Annotated in this window: 16 protein-coding genes; 13 read left to right on the top strand and 3 right to left on the bottom strand. The window is 66.2% G+C overall.

All coding sequences use genetic code 11. The annotated features are described in order from the left end of the window. The first annotated feature begins 3 nt into the window (after positions 1-3). Genes ACZ60G_RS15755 through ACZ60G_RS15715 form a run of 9 tightly spaced genes read left to right on the top strand, consistent with a single transcriptional unit; the run spans position 4 to position 6,531 of the window. Entirely contained in the window at positions 4-1,800 is a 1,797-nt protein-coding gene (locus tag ACZ60G_RS15755; protein ID WP_465810819.1) for a thiamine pyrophosphate-requiring protein, read from the top strand. Next, positions 1,797-2,363 (top strand): hemerythrin domain-containing protein, encoded by a 567-nt coding sequence (locus ACZ60G_RS15750; protein WP_465810818.1) that lies wholly within the window; start codon positions 1,797-1,799, stop codon positions 2,361-2,363. Before ACZ60G_RS15755 ends, ACZ60G_RS15750 begins: the two co-directional genes overlap by 4 nt. Continuing rightward, positions 2,360-2,827, top strand: coding sequence for a Na+/H+ antiporter subunit E (locus tag ACZ60G_RS15745; protein ID WP_465810817.1), 468 nt, complete (start codon positions 2,360-2,362; stop codon positions 2,825-2,827). The genes ACZ60G_RS15750 and ACZ60G_RS15745 overlap by 4 nt, the downstream gene beginning before the upstream one ends. Before the next feature lie 5 nt (positions 2,828-2,832). After that, positions 2,833-3,096: a monovalent cation/H+ antiporter complex subunit F gene (locus ACZ60G_RS15740; protein WP_327095941.1), complete on the top strand. Its 264-nt coding sequence runs from the start codon at positions 2,833-2,835 to the stop codon at positions 3,094-3,096. Then, positions 3,089-3,385: a monovalent cation/H(+) antiporter subunit G gene (locus ACZ60G_RS15735; RefSeq protein WP_465810816.1), complete on the top strand. Its 297-nt coding sequence runs from the start codon at positions 3,089-3,091 to the stop codon at positions 3,383-3,385. Before ACZ60G_RS15740 ends, ACZ60G_RS15735 begins: the two co-directional genes overlap by 8 nt. Then, positions 3,382-3,624: a Na(+)/H(+) antiporter subunit B gene (locus ACZ60G_RS15730; RefSeq protein ID WP_465810815.1), complete on the top strand. Its 243-nt coding sequence runs from the start codon at positions 3,382-3,384 to the stop codon at positions 3,622-3,624. The genes ACZ60G_RS15735 and ACZ60G_RS15730 overlap by 4 nt, the downstream gene beginning before the upstream one ends. After that, complete coding sequence (locus ACZ60G_RS15725) at positions 3,621-4,361, top strand: MnhB domain-containing protein (protein WP_465810814.1); 741 nt, start codon at positions 3,621-3,623, stop codon at positions 4,359-4,361. The genes ACZ60G_RS15730 and ACZ60G_RS15725 overlap by 4 nt, the downstream gene beginning before the upstream one ends. Continuing rightward, the gene (locus ACZ60G_RS15720; RefSeq protein ID WP_364476955.1) at positions 4,358-4,705 is read left to right on the top strand and encodes a sodium:proton antiporter; all 348 of its coding nucleotides are present in this window, start codon (positions 4,358-4,360) and stop codon (positions 4,703-4,705) included. The genes ACZ60G_RS15725 and ACZ60G_RS15720 overlap by 4 nt, the downstream gene beginning before the upstream one ends. After that, entirely contained in the window at positions 4,705-6,531 is a 1,827-nt protein-coding gene (locus ACZ60G_RS15715) for a complex I subunit 5 family protein (RefSeq protein ID WP_465810813.1), read from the top strand. Before ACZ60G_RS15720 ends, ACZ60G_RS15715 begins: the two co-directional genes overlap by 1 nt. Before the next feature lie 17 nt (positions 6,532-6,548). On the opposite strand, the gene ACZ60G_RS15710 is transcribed toward ACZ60G_RS15715, so the two are convergent. After that, positions 6,549-11,342, bottom strand: a complete 4,794-nt coding sequence (locus tag ACZ60G_RS15710) for an HAD-IC family P-type ATPase (RefSeq protein ID WP_465810812.1) — start codon at positions 11,340-11,342, stop codon at positions 6,549-6,551. Positions 11,343-11,608: 266 nt separating this feature from the next. On the opposite strand from ACZ60G_RS15710, the gene ACZ60G_RS15705 reads away from it, so the two are divergent. The 4 genes from ACZ60G_RS15705 to ACZ60G_RS15690 all read left to right on the top strand — a co-directional run bounded on the left by ACZ60G_RS15705 (position 11,609) and on the right by ACZ60G_RS15690 (position 15,012). Further along, positions 11,609-13,459, top strand: a complete 1,851-nt coding sequence (locus ACZ60G_RS15705) for a hypothetical protein (protein WP_465810811.1) — start codon at positions 11,609-11,611, stop codon at positions 13,457-13,459. A 9-nt stretch (positions 13,460-13,468) separates the two neighbouring features. After that, positions 13,469-13,744 (top strand): DUF2277 domain-containing protein, encoded by a 276-nt coding sequence (locus tag ACZ60G_RS15700; protein WP_063043074.1) that lies wholly within the window; start codon positions 13,469-13,471, stop codon positions 13,742-13,744. Positions 13,745-13,816: 72 nt separating this feature from the next. Continuing rightward, a complete protein-coding gene (locus tag ACZ60G_RS15695) occupies positions 13,817-14,422 on the top strand; it encodes a ClpP family protease (RefSeq protein ID WP_040687344.1) in 606 nt (201 codons plus the stop codon). After that, positions 14,419-15,012: a ClpP family protease gene (locus ACZ60G_RS15690; protein WP_063043076.1), complete on the top strand. Its 594-nt coding sequence runs from the start codon at positions 14,419-14,421 to the stop codon at positions 15,010-15,012. The genes ACZ60G_RS15695 and ACZ60G_RS15690 overlap by 4 nt, the downstream gene beginning before the upstream one ends. Here ACZ60G_RS15690 and ACZ60G_RS15685 read toward each other — a convergent pair whose 3' ends face one another. Continuing rightward, entirely contained in the window at positions 15,013-15,375 is a 363-nt protein-coding gene (locus tag ACZ60G_RS15685) for a helix-turn-helix domain-containing protein (protein ID WP_387292051.1), read from the bottom strand. A 113-nt stretch (positions 15,376-15,488) separates the two neighbouring features. Then, positions 15,489-15,731: a hypothetical protein gene (locus ACZ60G_RS15680; RefSeq protein WP_063043078.1), complete on the bottom strand. Its 243-nt coding sequence runs from the start codon at positions 15,729-15,731 to the stop codon at positions 15,489-15,491. Positions 15,732-15,991: the final 260 nt, after the last annotated feature.

Raw genomic sequence — 15,991 nt, 5'->3', positions numbered from 1 at the left:
CTCATGAAGCAACAGGTTGGTGATTACGTCCTGCAGCGACTACGCGAGTGGGGCGTTGACCAAGTCTTCGGATACCCCGGCGACGGCATCAACGGTCTGGTCGCCGCTTTCGGTCGGGCGCATAACAAGCCACAGTTCGTGCAGGCCAGGCATGAGGAAATGGCGGCCTTCCAAGCCACCGGATTCGCCAAGTTCAGTGGGAAGGTCGGCGTCTGCACGGCCACCTCGGGACCGGGTGCGATCCATCTGCTGAACGGCCTCTACGACGCCAAGCTAGACCATGTCCCGGTCGTGGCGATCGTCGGTCAGACCGCGCGCAGCGCCATGGGCGGCAGCTATCAGCAGGAAGTCGACCTGCAGAGTCTGTTCAAGGATGTTGCCAGCGATTATCTGGTCGAGGTAAATGTCTCGAGCCAATTGCCCAACGCGCTGGACCGGGCGTTCCGAACGGCGATGACCCGGCATGCGCCCACCGCGGTGATCATTCCCGCCGATCTGCAGGAAGAGCCCTACGAGCCGCCCGAACACGAGTTCAAGCAGGTGCCGTCCAGCGCACCGCATGCATTGACCGCGACGGTGATCGCGCCGTACACCGAGATCGAACGCGCCGCCGAGATCATCGATGCCGGATCCAAGGTCGCGGTGCTCGTCGGTCAGGGCGCACGCTCGGCCGCGCGCGAGGTGGTCGAACTCGCCGAACTCACCGGTGCGGGTGTGGCGAAGGCGCTGCTCGGCAAGGATGTGCTGCCGGATGATCTGCCGTTCGTCACCGGGCCGATCGGATTGCTCGGCAGCAGGCCGAGCTATGAAATGATGCGCGACTGCGACACTTTGGTCATCGTCGGGTCGAATTTCCCTTATACCCAGTTCATGCCGGAATTCGGCCAGGCGCGTGCCGTGCAGATCGATATCGACGGCACCATGATCGGCATGCGCTATCCGACCGAGGTGAATCTGGTCGGTGACGCGAAAGCCACACTGGCCGAACTCATTCCGCTACTGCGCCGCAAAGAGGATCGATCCTGGCGGGAGAAGATCGAGCAGGATGTGGTCCGCTGGTGGGAGACGGTCGAGCGGCAGGCGATGTTGCAGGCCAAACCGGTCAACCCGATGCGCGTGGTTTGGGAGCTGTCGAAACAGCTTCCGGATAATGCGATCGTCACCGCGGACTCCGGCTCGTCCACCAACTGGTACGCCCGCTGCCTGCGATTCCGCATCGGTACGCGCGGCTCGCTCTCGGGCACCCTGGCGACCATGGGACCCGGCGTGCCCTATGCCATCGGCGCCAAGTTCGCGCATCCGGAACGACCGGCGATCGCATTGGTCGGTGACGGTGCGATGCAGATGAACGGAATGGCCGAACTGCTCACCATCGCACGCTATTACCGGCAGTGGAGTGATCCCCGGCTGATCGTCTGCGTCTTCCACAATAACGATCTGAACCAGGTCACCTGGGAGCTGCGTTCCATGGGCGGCGCACCGAAATTCGAAGAGTCGCAGATACTTCCGGAGACCTCCTACGCCGATCTCGCGCGCTGTATGGGTCTGCCGTCGGTCGCGATCGACGATCCGGACCAGCTCGCCGACGCATGGAGCCTGGCGCTGAGCGCGGATCGTCCGGTGTTGATCGATGTGCGCTGCGATCCCGAGGTGCCGCCGATTCCGCCGCATGCGACCTATGAGCAGATGAAGGACACCGCGGCGGCGGTTATGCGCGGCGATCCGGATGGCTGGCATCTGATGTGGCAGGGCGTCAAGACCAAGGCGCAGGAATTCGTGCCGCATCGGAGTTCGTCATGACCTTGCCATCGACCGAGGACGTCGTCGATCTGCTGACGGCACAGCACAAGCAGATCAAAGAGCTTTTCGCCCAGCTGAAATCCGGGCAGGGCAATAAGTCGGAGCTGTTCAAGGAACTGGTCCGGTTGCTCGCGGTGCACGAGAGCGCCGAAGAAGAGGCCGTGCATCCCGCCGCCGCCCGTGCCCGTTTCGGGGCGGACAAGATGGTCGGAGACCGCAGGGACGAGGAGAACCACGCCAAGCGTGCGCTCGCCGACCTCTATGACCTCGGTGTCGACCACCCGGACTTCGATCGCAAGCTTGCCGAATTCGCCGATGCGGTGATCGACCATGCCAGCCGCGAGGAGAACGAGGAATTCGCACTGTTGCGCCAACAGTTTTCGGTGCATCAGTTGGAGCGGATGGCGGGTTCGGTGCGGGCCGCCGAGGCAGTCGCACCGACCCGGCCGCATCCGAAGACCGGGGAATCCGCGCTGGCGAATCTGCTGGCCGGTCCGCCGCTGGCGGTATTCGACCGGGCGCGTGATGCGGTGCGGGACTGGCGTCGAGAAGACAACGGATGAGCGGGCGCATCGCAGCGGCGGCCGAAGTCGTCGGCTGGTGGGTGGTGCTGGTGTTGCTGTGGCTGGCGACGCTGACGACGTTCAGTCTTCAGGAGTTGGTCGCCGCAGCGCTGCTCGCTATGCCCACCGCGTGGGCGGCACGGATGGGACGTATTGCGGTGCAGGGAAATTGGCGACTGCCGGACAGGGTTCCGCAGTTGCTGGCCGCTCTGCCTGGCGCTGTCGTGCGCGACAGCTGGGCCGCGTTGTTGATCGCCGCGCGCGGCAGGCCGGTCGGGCGGTTCGAGGAGGACGAACTCGACGCGGAGGCCGATGCGCAGCGACGTGCGGGGCGGGCGGCTTTGATCACCGGCGTGCTCTCGGCGACGCCAGGTTCGCTGGTCATCGATGCCGATGATGACGACCTGCTACTGCATGTACTCGCGATGCCCGCGACCCGGCTGCGACGGATATTCGGGGGCTGATCGAAATGTCCACCGCGCCATGGCTGCTCGCATCGGGTGTGCTGCTGGTCGGCGGGATCGGACCGGCGTTGCTCTTGTCCAGTCGCGGCACGGCGGCGCATCGGCTGGTCGGGCTGCAATTGGTCAGCTCGCTGTTGATCGTCGTCTTGATATTGCTGAGTCTGGGGCTCGGCAGGCCGGATTATCTGATCGTGCCGCTGGTGCTCGTCCTGCTGTCCTTCGCGGGGACCCTGGTTTTCACACGCCTGCTGGGGGTCCGCGATGACTAGCTTCTTCGTCGACACACTGCTCGCGATCGGCACCCTGGTTGCGGTGGCCGCCTCGGTGGCGGCGCTGCGGCCGCGTTCGGTCTATGCGCGACTGCACTATTCGTCGATTATCGGCTCGGTCACCGGACCGTTCATCGTGCTGGCGGTGCTGGTCGCGGAGGGACCGGGACTGACCACGGCCATCGTCGCGGTGACCCTCTTACTGCTGGCACTCACCGCGCCGGTTCTGAGTGCCGCCATCGGCAGGCTCAATGCCCGCACCGACGGCAGGATCGAGGCTCCGCGATGAGCGCCCTGATCGTGATCACGCTCGGACTGGTCGCGGTGGCGGGCACGGTTGTCGTATTCACCACTCAGCCGCAGCGGCAGGCGGTATCCCTCGCGGTATTCGGTGCGCTGCTGGCACCCGCATTTCTCGTGCTCGGGGCGCCGGATGTGGTGCTGTCGCAGGTCGCGGTGGGTACCGCGGTGGTGCCGCTGATGGTGTTGCTCGCTGTGCGTGCCGTGCAGCGGAGGCGAAAGTCGTGAAGCACAGTGCTCGACTGGTGATCTTCCTCGTCGGCGGGGTCGGACTTGTCGTATTGCTCGGCCTGGCGCTGTTCCGAATGCCCGGGTTCGGCGGTACCGACCATCCGTATCGGGACGCCGCGGTCCGAGCGTCGCTGGAGCAGCGCAGCCCGAATGCGGTTTCCTCGGTCAATTTCGATCAGCGTGGGCTCGATACGTTCGGCGAGGAGGCCATTCTGGTGGCCGCGGTGCTCGGTGCGGCGACGCTATTGCGTCCGGAAGGGCATCGGTCGCAACGGCAGTCGGAGGATGTCGGCCGCATCGTGCAGGCGACCCGATTTCTGGGCTATGCCCTGTTACCGGTGACCCTGATGATCGGCGCGGATGTGGTCGTGCACGGACATCTCACGCCCGGCGGCGGCTTCCAGGGTGGTGTGGTGCTGGCCACCGGACTGCATCTGCTGTACGTGGCGGGCAACTATCGCGCGCTGCGGCGGGTGCGGCCGCTGGCCTGGTACGAGTTCGGCGAGGCCGTGGGCATGGGCACGGTGGTGGCGCTCGGTCTGGCCGGAATCCTCAGTGGTGCAGGATATCTGGCGAATATCCTGCCGCTCGGACAATTCGGCCGCCTGCTGTCGGCCGGGACGCTGCCGCTGTTCAGCGTGGCGGTCGGTCTCGCGGTCGGCAGTGGTGTCGTCGTACTGCTCGCGCAGTTTCTCGACGAGTATCTGACTACGGAGAGGCGGGCGTCACGATGACCGTATTCCCCTATGTGATCGCCGGTTGGCTCATGCTGATCGGCATCTACGGCGTGGTACGCAGTACGCATCTGGTGCACACCGTGGTGTGCGTATCCATCGGACAATCGGGAACCTATGTCCTGCTATTGGCCATCGGCTACCAAAAAGGCGCGTCCGCACCGATCTTCGGATCCGCGAACCCGCCCGGCTCGCCCGTGGTCGATCCGGTGGTGCAGGCCATGGCACTGACCGACATCGTCGTCTCGGCGACGGTGACCGCATTGCTGCTGGCGCTGGTCGTGCAGATCGCCAAGCGGCACGGCACGGTCGAACCCGACGAACTACACGCGCTGCGTGGCTGATGGTCCCCTTCGATCAGGCACTCCCGGCACTCCTGATCGCGTTGCCGGTCGCCGGTTCCTGTGTGCTGCTCGCCGTCGGGCGCATATTGCCCAGGTTGCTGATCGATGTGCTCGGCACCGGAACCGCGCTTGCCGAGACGGTCCTGGCCGGATGGCTGCTGTATGGGACCGGCGCGGGCACAGTGGTGTCCTGGTCCGGTGGTTGGGAGCCGCGACCGGGCCTGACCGTGGGGATCGTGCTGGTCGCCGATCGGATCGGTGCCGCAATGGCTTTGCTGATCGCGCTACTCACCACGACCGCACTTCTGTTCGGCTGGCGCTACTTCGACAATCTGCACGCGCACTATCCGGCGCTTGTTCTACTCTTTGCCACCGGTATGACCGGATTCGCACTGACCGGTGACCTTTTCGACATGTTCGTCTTCTTCGAGTTGATGGGCGTGGCAGCTTATGCGTTGACCGGACTGAAGATAGAGGAACCCGAATCCGTGCAGGCCGGACTGAATTTCGGGGTGATCAACTCGCTCGGCGCTTATCTCTGCCTGTTCGGAATCGGACTGCTGTACGCGCGAACCGGACAACTCGGGTTGGCGCAGTTGGGAATTGCGGTCGGGGAGCGGGCGGGTGACGCTCTTGTCCTGGCCGCATTCGTGCTGATCGCTACCGGGTGGCTGGTCAAGGCGGCCTCCGTGCCGTTCCATTTCTGGCTGGCCGACGCGCATGCCGTCGCACCGTCGCCGGTCTGTGTGCTGTTCTCCGGTGTGATGGCACCGTTGGGCGTTTATGGGCTGGCACGGGTGTATTGGACGGTTTTCGATGGTGTGCTTCCGGCTCCGGGGGTGCGTCGAATGCTGTTGGTGTCGGGTATCTTTACCGCCTTGCTCGGTGCGGTGATGTGTGTGCTGCAACGGCATATCAAACGGCTGCTGGCGTATTCGACGATCGCGCATATCGGGCTGTTCATGCTCGGACTCGCCGCGCTGTCACCGCTTGGAGTGGCCGCGTCGGCGCTGTATCTCGGTGGTCATGCCGCGGTGAAAGGTGCGCTGTTCTTGCTGACCGGTGTGCTGCTGTCGCGGTATCGAAGTGTGGATGAGTTCAGTTTGCATGGGCGGGCGCGTGGTCAGCGGACTATCGGTGTGCTGTTTGTACTTTCGGCGTTGATATTGGCCGGGTTGCCGCCATTCGGTGCGGGCCTCGGCAAGGCATTGCTCGAGGAATCCGACTCGTCGATTTTCCTGGTGGCGCTGGTAATCGTCGTTTCGGCGTTGACCGGCGGTGCGGCGTTGCGTGCGGGACTGCGGGTGTGTTTCGGTGTGGGCGCGGTCCCTGAGCACAAGGTGGATCCCGAGGAGACCACCGGGGAATATGAGGTGCCCGATGTCGCCACGCCTCGCAACCGGACACCGATCACCATGATCGGGGCGGTGCTGGCTTTATTGCTCGTTGCGCTATTGCTGGGTCTGCCAACCGGATTCACCAGAGCCATCGGTCCCGCCGCCGCGACATTCGTCGATCCCGAGGCTTACCGGGCTGCCGCGCTGCTCGGCGATACAACCGGCCACTCAGGTGCGGCCCCGCATATCGAGTGGACAGGCGGAGGGCTGGTGCTCGGTCTGCTGTCGACCGTTCTGGCCGTGCTTACGGCCCTTGGCGCGCTGTATTACGGCACGTCGCGCGCACGGGGAAAGCCTCCGATTCGTCCGCTCGAGTTGGCGGTGACTGCATTACACCGACTGCACAGTGGGCATGTGGGCGACTACGCCGCTTGGCTGGTCTTCGGCACCGCAGCCGTTGCCGGACTGGTTGCCAGTGGGTGGTTGTAGTGGAGGTGCCGGTGAGGTCAGCCTTCGTCAGCGCCGGGCAGTAGGCGCGGAAGGACGGTTGAGCCCGCGGTAGCTGCGGCGGCGGAGGTTGTGGCGATGGTCCAGCCGACGGGACCCAGTGGCGTGCAACCGAAATAAGCGGACAGCCCCGGGACCATGACGACCGCGCCGAGAACCACGCCGCTGGCCGCGGTGGTGACCCAGACCAGGGGACTGCGGTGGCCGGAGACGAGGGTCTGCCCTAGTTGGGTACCGATGAGTGCGACCAGCCCGATGGTGGCCGCGCGGCGTCGGGTTCCGGTGTATCGACCGAGCGTCCACGCCGTGCAGGCACCCGCCGCCGTGGCTATGCCGCGTACCGCGATCGTGCGGGCGAGGTCGGGACCCAGATGGGCGGGCGGAATTTCGGCCAGTTGCCGAGCGCGTTGTTCGGCACCGTGCTCCGCATCGTGCGGGTCCGGGCTGTCGCGATCCGGTGAAAGGGCGAGGGCCAGTGCCGGGAACATATCGGTGAGCATGTTCACCAGCAGGAATTGCCTGGTGCCCAGTGGTGCCTGTCCGCCGATCACGCTGCCGAAGATGGTGAATGCGATCTCCCCGGCATTGCCGCCGACCAGCACGCCCACCGCGTCGGTAATGCGCTGCCACATGCCGCGTCCCTCCACCAGCGCGTGCAGCAGGACGAGCGGATCCGGATCGGTGAGCACCAGATCCGCCGCGTTGCGGGCGGCCGCGGATCCCCTTGCAGCCAAACCGATTCCGATATCCGCGCTGCGGATTGCGGCGGCGTCATTGCTGCCGTCGCCGGTCATGCCGACCACATGTCCATTGCGACGCAGGGCCGTCACGATGCGCACCTTCTGCTCCGGATCGACCCTGGCGAAGACGGTGCTGCGTTCGATGAGTTCGGCCTGCTCGGTATCGTCGAGCCGATCCAGATCGGCACCGGTGGTGACGGTATCCACGGTAATGCCGAGTTGGCGGGCCACCGCCGCCGCCGTGACCGGATGATCGCCGGTGATCATGCGCACGCCGATATCGTTGTCCTGCAAGGCTGTTACCAGCGGCAGCGTCTGGGGCCGCGGAGTGTCGGCGATGCCGATGAAGCCGAGCAGCGTGAGTTTGTCCACGGCACGTTCGACATCATCGGGCTCGTCGGAGAGGTCGCGCCGGGCGACGGCGAGCACGCGCAGGCCTTGTTCGGCGAGATCATGGATGACCGCCCGCGCACGCTTGTGCACGTCTTCCGTGATCGGTTCTGCGGTAAATGCTTTGGTGCAGCGCGGGAGTACAACTTCGGGCGCGCCCTTCACGATCAGGCGCAGCTTGCGCGTCGTTTGGCCGAGCACCGCGGCGTAGCCACGATTGGATTCGAATGGGATCTCTTCGATCTGATCCCACTGGTGCGCATCGTCGCCGAGGCTTTCGGCGGCATCGAGTACGGCGCGGTCGGTGGCGTGCAGCACCGGTCCCTCGTCCGGATCCGGGCAGGCGCGGGCGGCGGCGCGCAGCAGTCGGCGCGCATCGTCGGATTCGTCGTCTGGTGACCACTTGTTGTCCAGGTCGGCCAGCATGGTGAGCCGCAGCCGTCCCTCGGTGAGGGTGCCGGTCTTGTCGAAGCACAGGGTGTCGACGCGGCCGAGTGCCTCGACGGTGCGGCTGGCGCGTACCAGCACGCCGTAGCGCGACAGTCGACGCGCGGCCGCCAGCTGTGCCACGGTGGCGACCAGAGGCAATCCCTCCGGCACCGCCGCCACCGCGACGGCGACGCCGTCGGAGATCGCATCGCGCAGCATCCGGCCGCGCAGGCCGCCCAGCGCGGTGACCAGGGCCCCGCCCGAAAGGGTGAGCGGCAGGGCGCGATTGGTGAGTTGCCGCAGTTGGGCCTGTACGCCGCCCTTGTCCGGCGGCACCGCGCCCGCGGCCGCGCGGCCGGCCTGGGTGTCGGGGCCGACCGCGACCACGACTGCCAGACCCGTCCCGTTCACTACGGTGCTGCCCGCGAAGATCATGCAGGTGCGTTCGCCGAGTGCCACGCCGGGTGTGGCGGCGAGATTCTTTTCGACCGTCACCGATTCGCCGGTCAGACCCGACTCGTCCATTTCGAGTTCGTCCACGCGCAGTAATCGGGCATCGGCGGGCACCACATCGCCCGCGCGGACAACCAGGATGTCGCCGATGGCGAGAGCGTCCGCGGGCACGGATCCTTCGGTCGGGTCGGACTCGTCGATCGCATCGCGGTCGATCAGGCGACCGGTGAGTTGCTCGCCTTCGAGCAGGTCTTTTAGTTCGCTCTCGGCACGCTGGCGCTGACCGGCCGATATCACCGCGTTCACTGTCAGCACGGAGGCGAGGAGTATGGCATCGGACGGCTCGCCGAGTATGGCGGTGGCGACGGCACCGACGCTGAGGATCGGTGTCAGCGGATCATCCAGTTCGCGGCGCAGATGGCGGGCGTAGGTCGTCACCGGTGCGAAAGTTCTTGTGAGCAAGCTCTGTTCGGATCGGGCCGGAATCGCGCGCTCGTCGAGCGCAGGGGGTTGCGGTAGGCGTCCGAGTACTTCGTCGGATTCGAGTGCGTGCCAAGGCAATAGCGGTGCGACCGTGGTAGGCGGTGCGGACGTGGCCGCTCGAATGCCCTTGCGCGCCCCGGTCATCAGGGCGGTCAGCTGTGCGGCGACCATCGGTGTTGTCCGGGCGTTCCTGGTCGGGGTGACGGCGAGCAGCAACCCACCGAGCGCACACGCCGACAAGGCCAGGGTGCGGCCACGATCGCTGACCTCCCGCGCGGGCGCGACCGTCGCGAGCACGCGCTGCACCTGCCCCAGATCCCGGCAGATGGCATCCGCGGCCCACGGCGGTTCGCAGTGCTCGGCAGTGAACAACCCGAGCGCCACATCAGCTCGGGCCAACGCCTTGTGGGCGCGCGGGCTCAGCACCGCGACAACCTGCCCGTCCTGCTGCAGTCGCTCGACCAGCTTGCTCATCGATGACGTTGCCGAGACGAATTCATCAGCAAGCGACCGCAATTCGTTCGCATCCTCGTGCGCCACAAGCACCACCCGCAACCCAGCCCGCCGCGCCGCAGTCAACACATCATGCGCGCTCGAATCGAGCTCCCGCCCGAGCAACACCCGCCCGACCGTGCGGTCCCCGTCTCGCAGTTCGCGCCAGACCGGCCGAATGGTGGCACCCCGGTCCCGAGCCCCAGAGTTCGGATGCACCAGTTGCAGTGCCTCATCCTTCGTTGCGGTCTCCTCGTCCTCGTCGGTTACGGCTCCCTCGTTGTCCACGGTGGCGGCTTGCTTGCCGTCCTCGGTCACGGCCTTCTCGCCGGCCTTGTTGTCTTCGGTCGCGGCTGTCTGGTTGCCGTTGGTGGCGGCCTTCTTGTGGCCGTCGGTCGCGGCCGTGCCGCTGCCGTCGGTGGCTGCCCTCTTGTCGCCTTCGGTTGCGGCTGCGCCGTTGCTGTCGGTGGCGGTCTTCCCGTCACCCTCCGACGACCACAGCAATCGCTGGGCTGCGCTCCAGACCTTCCCCGTAGACCATTCGTCATCGGCCGACTCGACGTCGAGTACCAGCCGTCGTGAGGTGAGCAGTGCTTCGCCGTCGATCACCAGCGTGGTCAGGCGGTCCAAGCGTCGCCATGCACCGCGGTGCAATGTCAGTACACCCGCCCGCGCGAGGACCATGTTGACGCTTGCGGCGTATGCCTCGCGAGAGGCCCGGGCGGCCTTCGGTGCGCCGAGGCCGAGGGCGTCGGCGGCGTCGCCTATGCGGCCGAGGCCGACGAATGCGGCGGTGCCGATCAGCGATCCGGCTGCTGTTTCGTCGCCGACGCGCTCGATCGGGCCGGGTGGCAGGTCGATGGGGCGGGTGTAGGGCGGGAGGGGTTCGGTTACGTCGGGGTGCTCGCGGCACACCAGGTCGGACTCCCAGTTGCGCCACTCGAGACGCTGGGCGATGGCCTCGCCGAGCAGGAAGGTGCGCTGGGCCGTATCGGCCAGCAGATTCGTAAGGCCGTCGGCGGCATTCTCGCCGAATGCGGTTCCGATCGCGGTGACGACGGTGAGGGCCATATCGGTGCGGGAGCGCCCGAATCGGGATTCGAGCATTGTGCGCAGTCGTGGTTGGGTGTCGAAGAAAGTGGCCGCCGCCCGCACCGCGCGCGCCGGCCCACCGAACGGTAGCCGCGCGCCGACCGTGGAGACCGCAATGGCGAATACCTCGCTCGCCACCTGAATTCCCGCCGCCAGCAACGGTTCCCGGTCCTCGGGATATTCGACGGTGCGACTCCAGTCCACTTCGGCGACATTGTTGTCGGCCTCGATCCCCTCGATGACCTCGAGCAGTTCCGGCAATCCGGTCGCGCCTTCGCGCAGCGTGGCAACCACCCGGCCGGTCACCGCATTGACATGCGACCACCGCACACCACGCAACTTGCCGAGCCGCTCGTCCAATGTCCGCGCCAGGGCGGCGCCGCGCTCGGAGCTCAGTCCGCGCACCTCGATCGTCGCCTTGTCCTGGCGCAGGGCCACCCGACGGTTGGCCCGCCGCTCATGCGGATCGACCAGGTCGAGCAGGTCGTCGCCCAGCGGGCTCTCCGGCGTTGGAGCCAATTCGTCGACTCCGGCGGCGGCGGTATCGACTACTGAGGCGGCGGCATCGGCCACGGCTTCCGCCGCGTGAAACGGCGCTTCGACGAGTTGTACGCCCAATCCGACGGCCGTCGATACCCCGGTGCGCACCACACCGGTAATCGCCGCCGTCGGTGCCTCGATCCACCACGGTGCCAAGCCATCGCGCCTACCCATATTCGGCAACTACCCGGCATCACCGTATGCAAACGGGCACCGAAAATGGTTGTCGGCTGGGATTTCAGGCCCTCCGGCCACGGCGCTCACCGGCCGCGGATTGGCCATCTCGCCAGCGGGTATTCGACACGCATGCCGACCTTCCGAAAGTGAAGGTCCAACCGACATGCGGGGCTGCCCGGCACCGTCGATGAGGACGAGGCCCACAATGGCGCGGACCGAGCACGGCCAGCCACGCGACGACCGCCAATACCGGAAAGTGTCAGATGATGCGGGTAGCAGCGGTGCTTGCGCGCGGAGGCGAGGGCGGTGGAGCCGCACTCGACCAGGTCGCGGTGCTGACCGGCACCGCGATCGCCATCGCGGCCGTGCTGGTCGTGGTCGGGTATCTGCACCGCACCCGCCGCATCACGTGGCTGCAAACCGCCGCCGATCGCCTCGGCGGGCTGATCAACCGGCCGGGCTGGGTCGCGCTACCGCTCGCGCTGTTCATCGCCACCATTCTCACCGCGCTGTTCGGCTTCATCTGGGATGTGAGCCTGCATATCGGGAAGGGCCGCGACGAGGGGCCGCTGGCGAATCCGGCGCACTACTTCATCATGATCGGCCTGTTCTTCCTGTTCATGGCCGGAATGCTGGCCATCATCCTGCCGCTGGACGAGAAGCCGGGTCCGGCCGCGATTCGGATCACCCGCGACTGGTACGCCCCGGTCGGGGGCGTACTGATGGCGGGTGCCGGGCTGTACGCCCTCATCGGCTTCCCACTCGACGACATCTGGCACCGACTGTTCGGCCAAGACGTCACCCTGTGGGGTCCCACGCATCTGATGCTGATCGGCGGCGCGGGATTGTCGCTGGTCGCGGTGCTGCTGCTGGAATTCGAAGGCCGCTTGGACCGCCCCGATCCGGATCGCACCGACGGTCCGCTGTTGTGGCTGGTCCGCACCTTCGCCTTCGGTGGTCTGCTGATCGGCCTGTCGGTGTATCAGGTCGAATTCGATTTCGGCGTCGAACAGTTCCGGCTCGTCTTCCAGCCGATGCTGATCGTGGCCGCGAGTACGATCGCGCTGATTTCGGCGCGCTACACGCTCGGCCGCGGTGGTGCGTTGGCGGCGGTGGTGTTCGCGATCGTCGTCCGCACCGTTTTGGCGGTCCTGGTCGGTCCACTGCTCGCTGCGCCGCACAATGTATTTCCGCTGTATCTCGGTATCGCGCTGATCGTGGAACTGATGGCGCTGCTGCCCATGTCCAGACCCGTTCGGTGGGGTGCGCTGACCGGACTGGTCGCGGCCACTCTCGGGCTCTGGCTCGAATCACTGTGGGTGGCAAGGATGTTCGTGGATTTCTGGCCGGCCGGTATGTGGGTGGAGCTGTTGGTCATGGCGGTGCCGGTGGGTGTCGCGGGCGGTGCGGTCGGCGTGCTGCTCGGCATGGTGCTGCGGGGCGAAGAGCTCCCGCATGTGGCGATACGCCGTGGCATCGTGATCGCGGCGGTGCTGATCACCGCGGCCGCCACCGCGAATGGCTTGCGCGTCGATGTTCCCGAAAATGCCTCCGCGACAGTCCAGTTGCGTGATGCGGCACCGGTAAACGGCGGCCGGATGGTCAACGCCGATATCACACTGGCACCGAAGGATTTGGTGGGTGCTGATCCCGAGTGGGTGCAGATCCTGGCCTGGCAAGGCGGCATCGGTTCCTCGAACCCCGGCCGCGGACTGGTGATCGATCAGCTGCGCCGGGTCGGCGAGGGCCACTATGTGAGCACGAAACCTGTTCCTGCATATGGTAATTGGAAGACGATCCTGCGACTGCACGACGGCCGAATGCTCACCGCTCTACCCATCTACATGCCTCATGACCCCGGCATCGACGCCGCCGAAGTTCCGGCACTGGACCAGTTCACGCGCCCCTTCGTCCCCGAAATCACTGTGCTCCAACGCGAACGCTCATTCGACCGGCCCTCCTGGCTGATCGATGCGGCATCGCTGGTCGTACTCGTCTGCTCCCTGCTTCTCATCTGGTCGCTGTCCTGGGGTGCGGCTCGGATCAACCTCGCCTATCGACGCGACCTGCGCGCGGAATCTTCGCCCCTTAAAACCCAGGCCAACCCGAGCTAGCCTCGAATCATGTGCCGAAATATCACTGCCCTGCGTGGGCTGGAGCCCGCCGCCACCCCGGAAGAAGTGCATGCCGCGGCATTGCAGTACGTCCGCAAGGTCGGCGGGCTGTCCAGCATTTCCGCAGCTACGCGCCCTGCGGTCGACGCCGCGGTCGCCGATATCGCGGCCGCGACCATGCGGCTGCTCGAACAATTGCCCGAGCGGAAGGTTCCGCCCAAGAACGTGCCGCCGCTGCGGCGACCCGAGGTGCAGGCGCGCATCCACGCGCATTCGCACGACTGACGCTGCTCTGAGCAGATCTGCTGTGGGCAGCGTGGCGAGATTTTTCGGGTAGGCGCGCGGCAGGGTGGAGTCATGGCTCACGATGACAAGACACCGTTGTTCAGTTGGCGCGCCAGGGAGCAGCTGCTCAGCAGGCGGATTCTGGTGCTGGACGGACCGCTCGACGACGATAACGGGACGCTGCTGATGACGCAGCTGCTCACCTTGGCGGCCGAGGATGCCGATTCCGGGATCTCATTGTGGATCCATTCCCCGGGTGGTTCGGTGCCGGCAATGCTCGCCATTCGCGATGTGATGCGGCTGGTGCCGTGCGAGGTCTCCACCCTGGCACTCGGATTGGCTTGCAGCGCAGGGCAATTCCTTCTGTCGGCGGGTACGCCGGGTCGGCGGTTCGCCCTGCCGCACGCCAGGGTGCTGATGCATCAGGGCTCGGCCGGAATCGGCGGCAGTGCCGTCGACGTCGAGGTACAGGCCGATGACCTGCGCTACACCGTGGAGACCGTGCTCGGCATTATCGCGGGGGACACCGGCCAGCCGTACGACCGTATCTACGAGGATTCGCTGCACGACCGCTGGTTCAGCGCGGCGCAGGCCAAGGAGTACGGCTTCATCGACCACATTGTCGGCTCGTTCGGGGAAATCGTGCCTCAGCGCCAGCGGATCGGAATTTCGGCATGACCTACACCATTCCCAATGTGATCGCCCAACATCCGCGCGGCGGCGAGCGGATCACCGATATCTACTCCCACCTGCTCGCCGAGCGGATCGTCTACCTCGGCACCCCGATCGATTCCGGCGTCGCCAACGCGCTCATCGCACAGCTGCTGCACCTGGAGTCGGAGAGTCCGGAGCAGGAGATCAATCTGTACATCAACTGCGAGGGCGGCGATCTGTCCGCGATGCTCGCGGTGTACGACACCATGCAATTCATCAAGGCACCGGTGGCGACGACCTGCGTCGGCCAGGCCATCGCGGTCGGCGCGGTACTGCTGGCCGGTGGCGAACCCGGTCGCCGTTCCTTGCTGCCGCACGCCCGGGTCGTCCTGCATCAGCCCGCCGCCCGCGGGCAGGGCGCGATTCCCGATCTGATCCTGCAGGCCGACGAGCTGGTGCGGATGCGCGCGGAAATCGAGTCGATCCTGTCGCGGCATACTGGGCAACCGGCCGAGCGGCTACGTCACGACACCGATCGAGACCGCGTCTTCACCGCACAGGCGGCCGTCGACTACGGCCTGGTCGACAACGTGCTGGGTGCCCGCGCCGACTGATCAGGCGGCGAGTGCCATGAGGGTAGGTCCAGCACTCGCCCGTGGCGCGGCCTGCCGGGCGAAGGTGAGCCGACGATGAGCGCGCAATTCGTCGGCCACCTGCTCGGTGAGACCGAACAGGGTGGTGCCGAGCGCACCCGCCAGCGCCGCGATCATCTCGCTCGACGGTTCCTTGCGGCCGCGCTCCACCTCGGACAGGTACTGCGGCGAAATACCCGCGCGACCGGCGGTTTCGACGAGGGTCTCGCGTTGCTCCCGCCGCAGCGTGCGCAGCCGTTCGCCGAGCACCTCGCGCCACAGCGGTTCCTCGGTGTGGCGAGGTCGGTCGTCGCGTCCACCCTGGATCGAGTGCAGCTCGGTCATAGGGAGAGCGTACGACCGTGCCTGCCGATCCGGCCGGGCATTACGCTGTGGGCGGACAAACCGACGAAGGCCCCATGTCCAACGGACACAGGGCCTTTCGCATCGAGTCGAGATCAGGGCAGCGGAATCCACTGGCCGAAGAACCAGAAGCCGTGGCCCTGGGGCTGCTGATCATGCCGCTGCTGGTCCTGCCGCTGATCCCCGCGCTGCTGATCGTGACCCTGCTGTTGCTGCTCGATACCTGGACGCTGATCCTGCCCCGGATCGGCGCTCGCCACACCCGCACCAACGCCCAGCAGACCGACCAGCACACCGCCCGCGATCGCACCCTTCGCCAGCTTCGACTTGATCTTCATCCACGTTCCTCCTGTTGTCGGGTCTCCGTCCGAGACCGTCGACCCGTCCGATCCGGACCGACAAGACAATCTTGGAATCGCAAGATTTGTGCACCCTAGCCCGTGGCTGTGAGTTAGCTGGGACCCATCCGCTTACCGCGCGAGCTGTTCGCAGACGCGATAGGTGGTCATGATGCCGAGGCGATGCAGGTTCCGGCACAGTATCCGGCGCCCGCCGGCGGGTGACCTCGCCGAACAAACTCCTCGTCGCCGTGCACATT

This window comes from Nocardia sp. NPDC102475, assembly GCF_055584605.1.
This window is presented reverse-complemented; position numbering and strand designations above follow the sequence as displayed.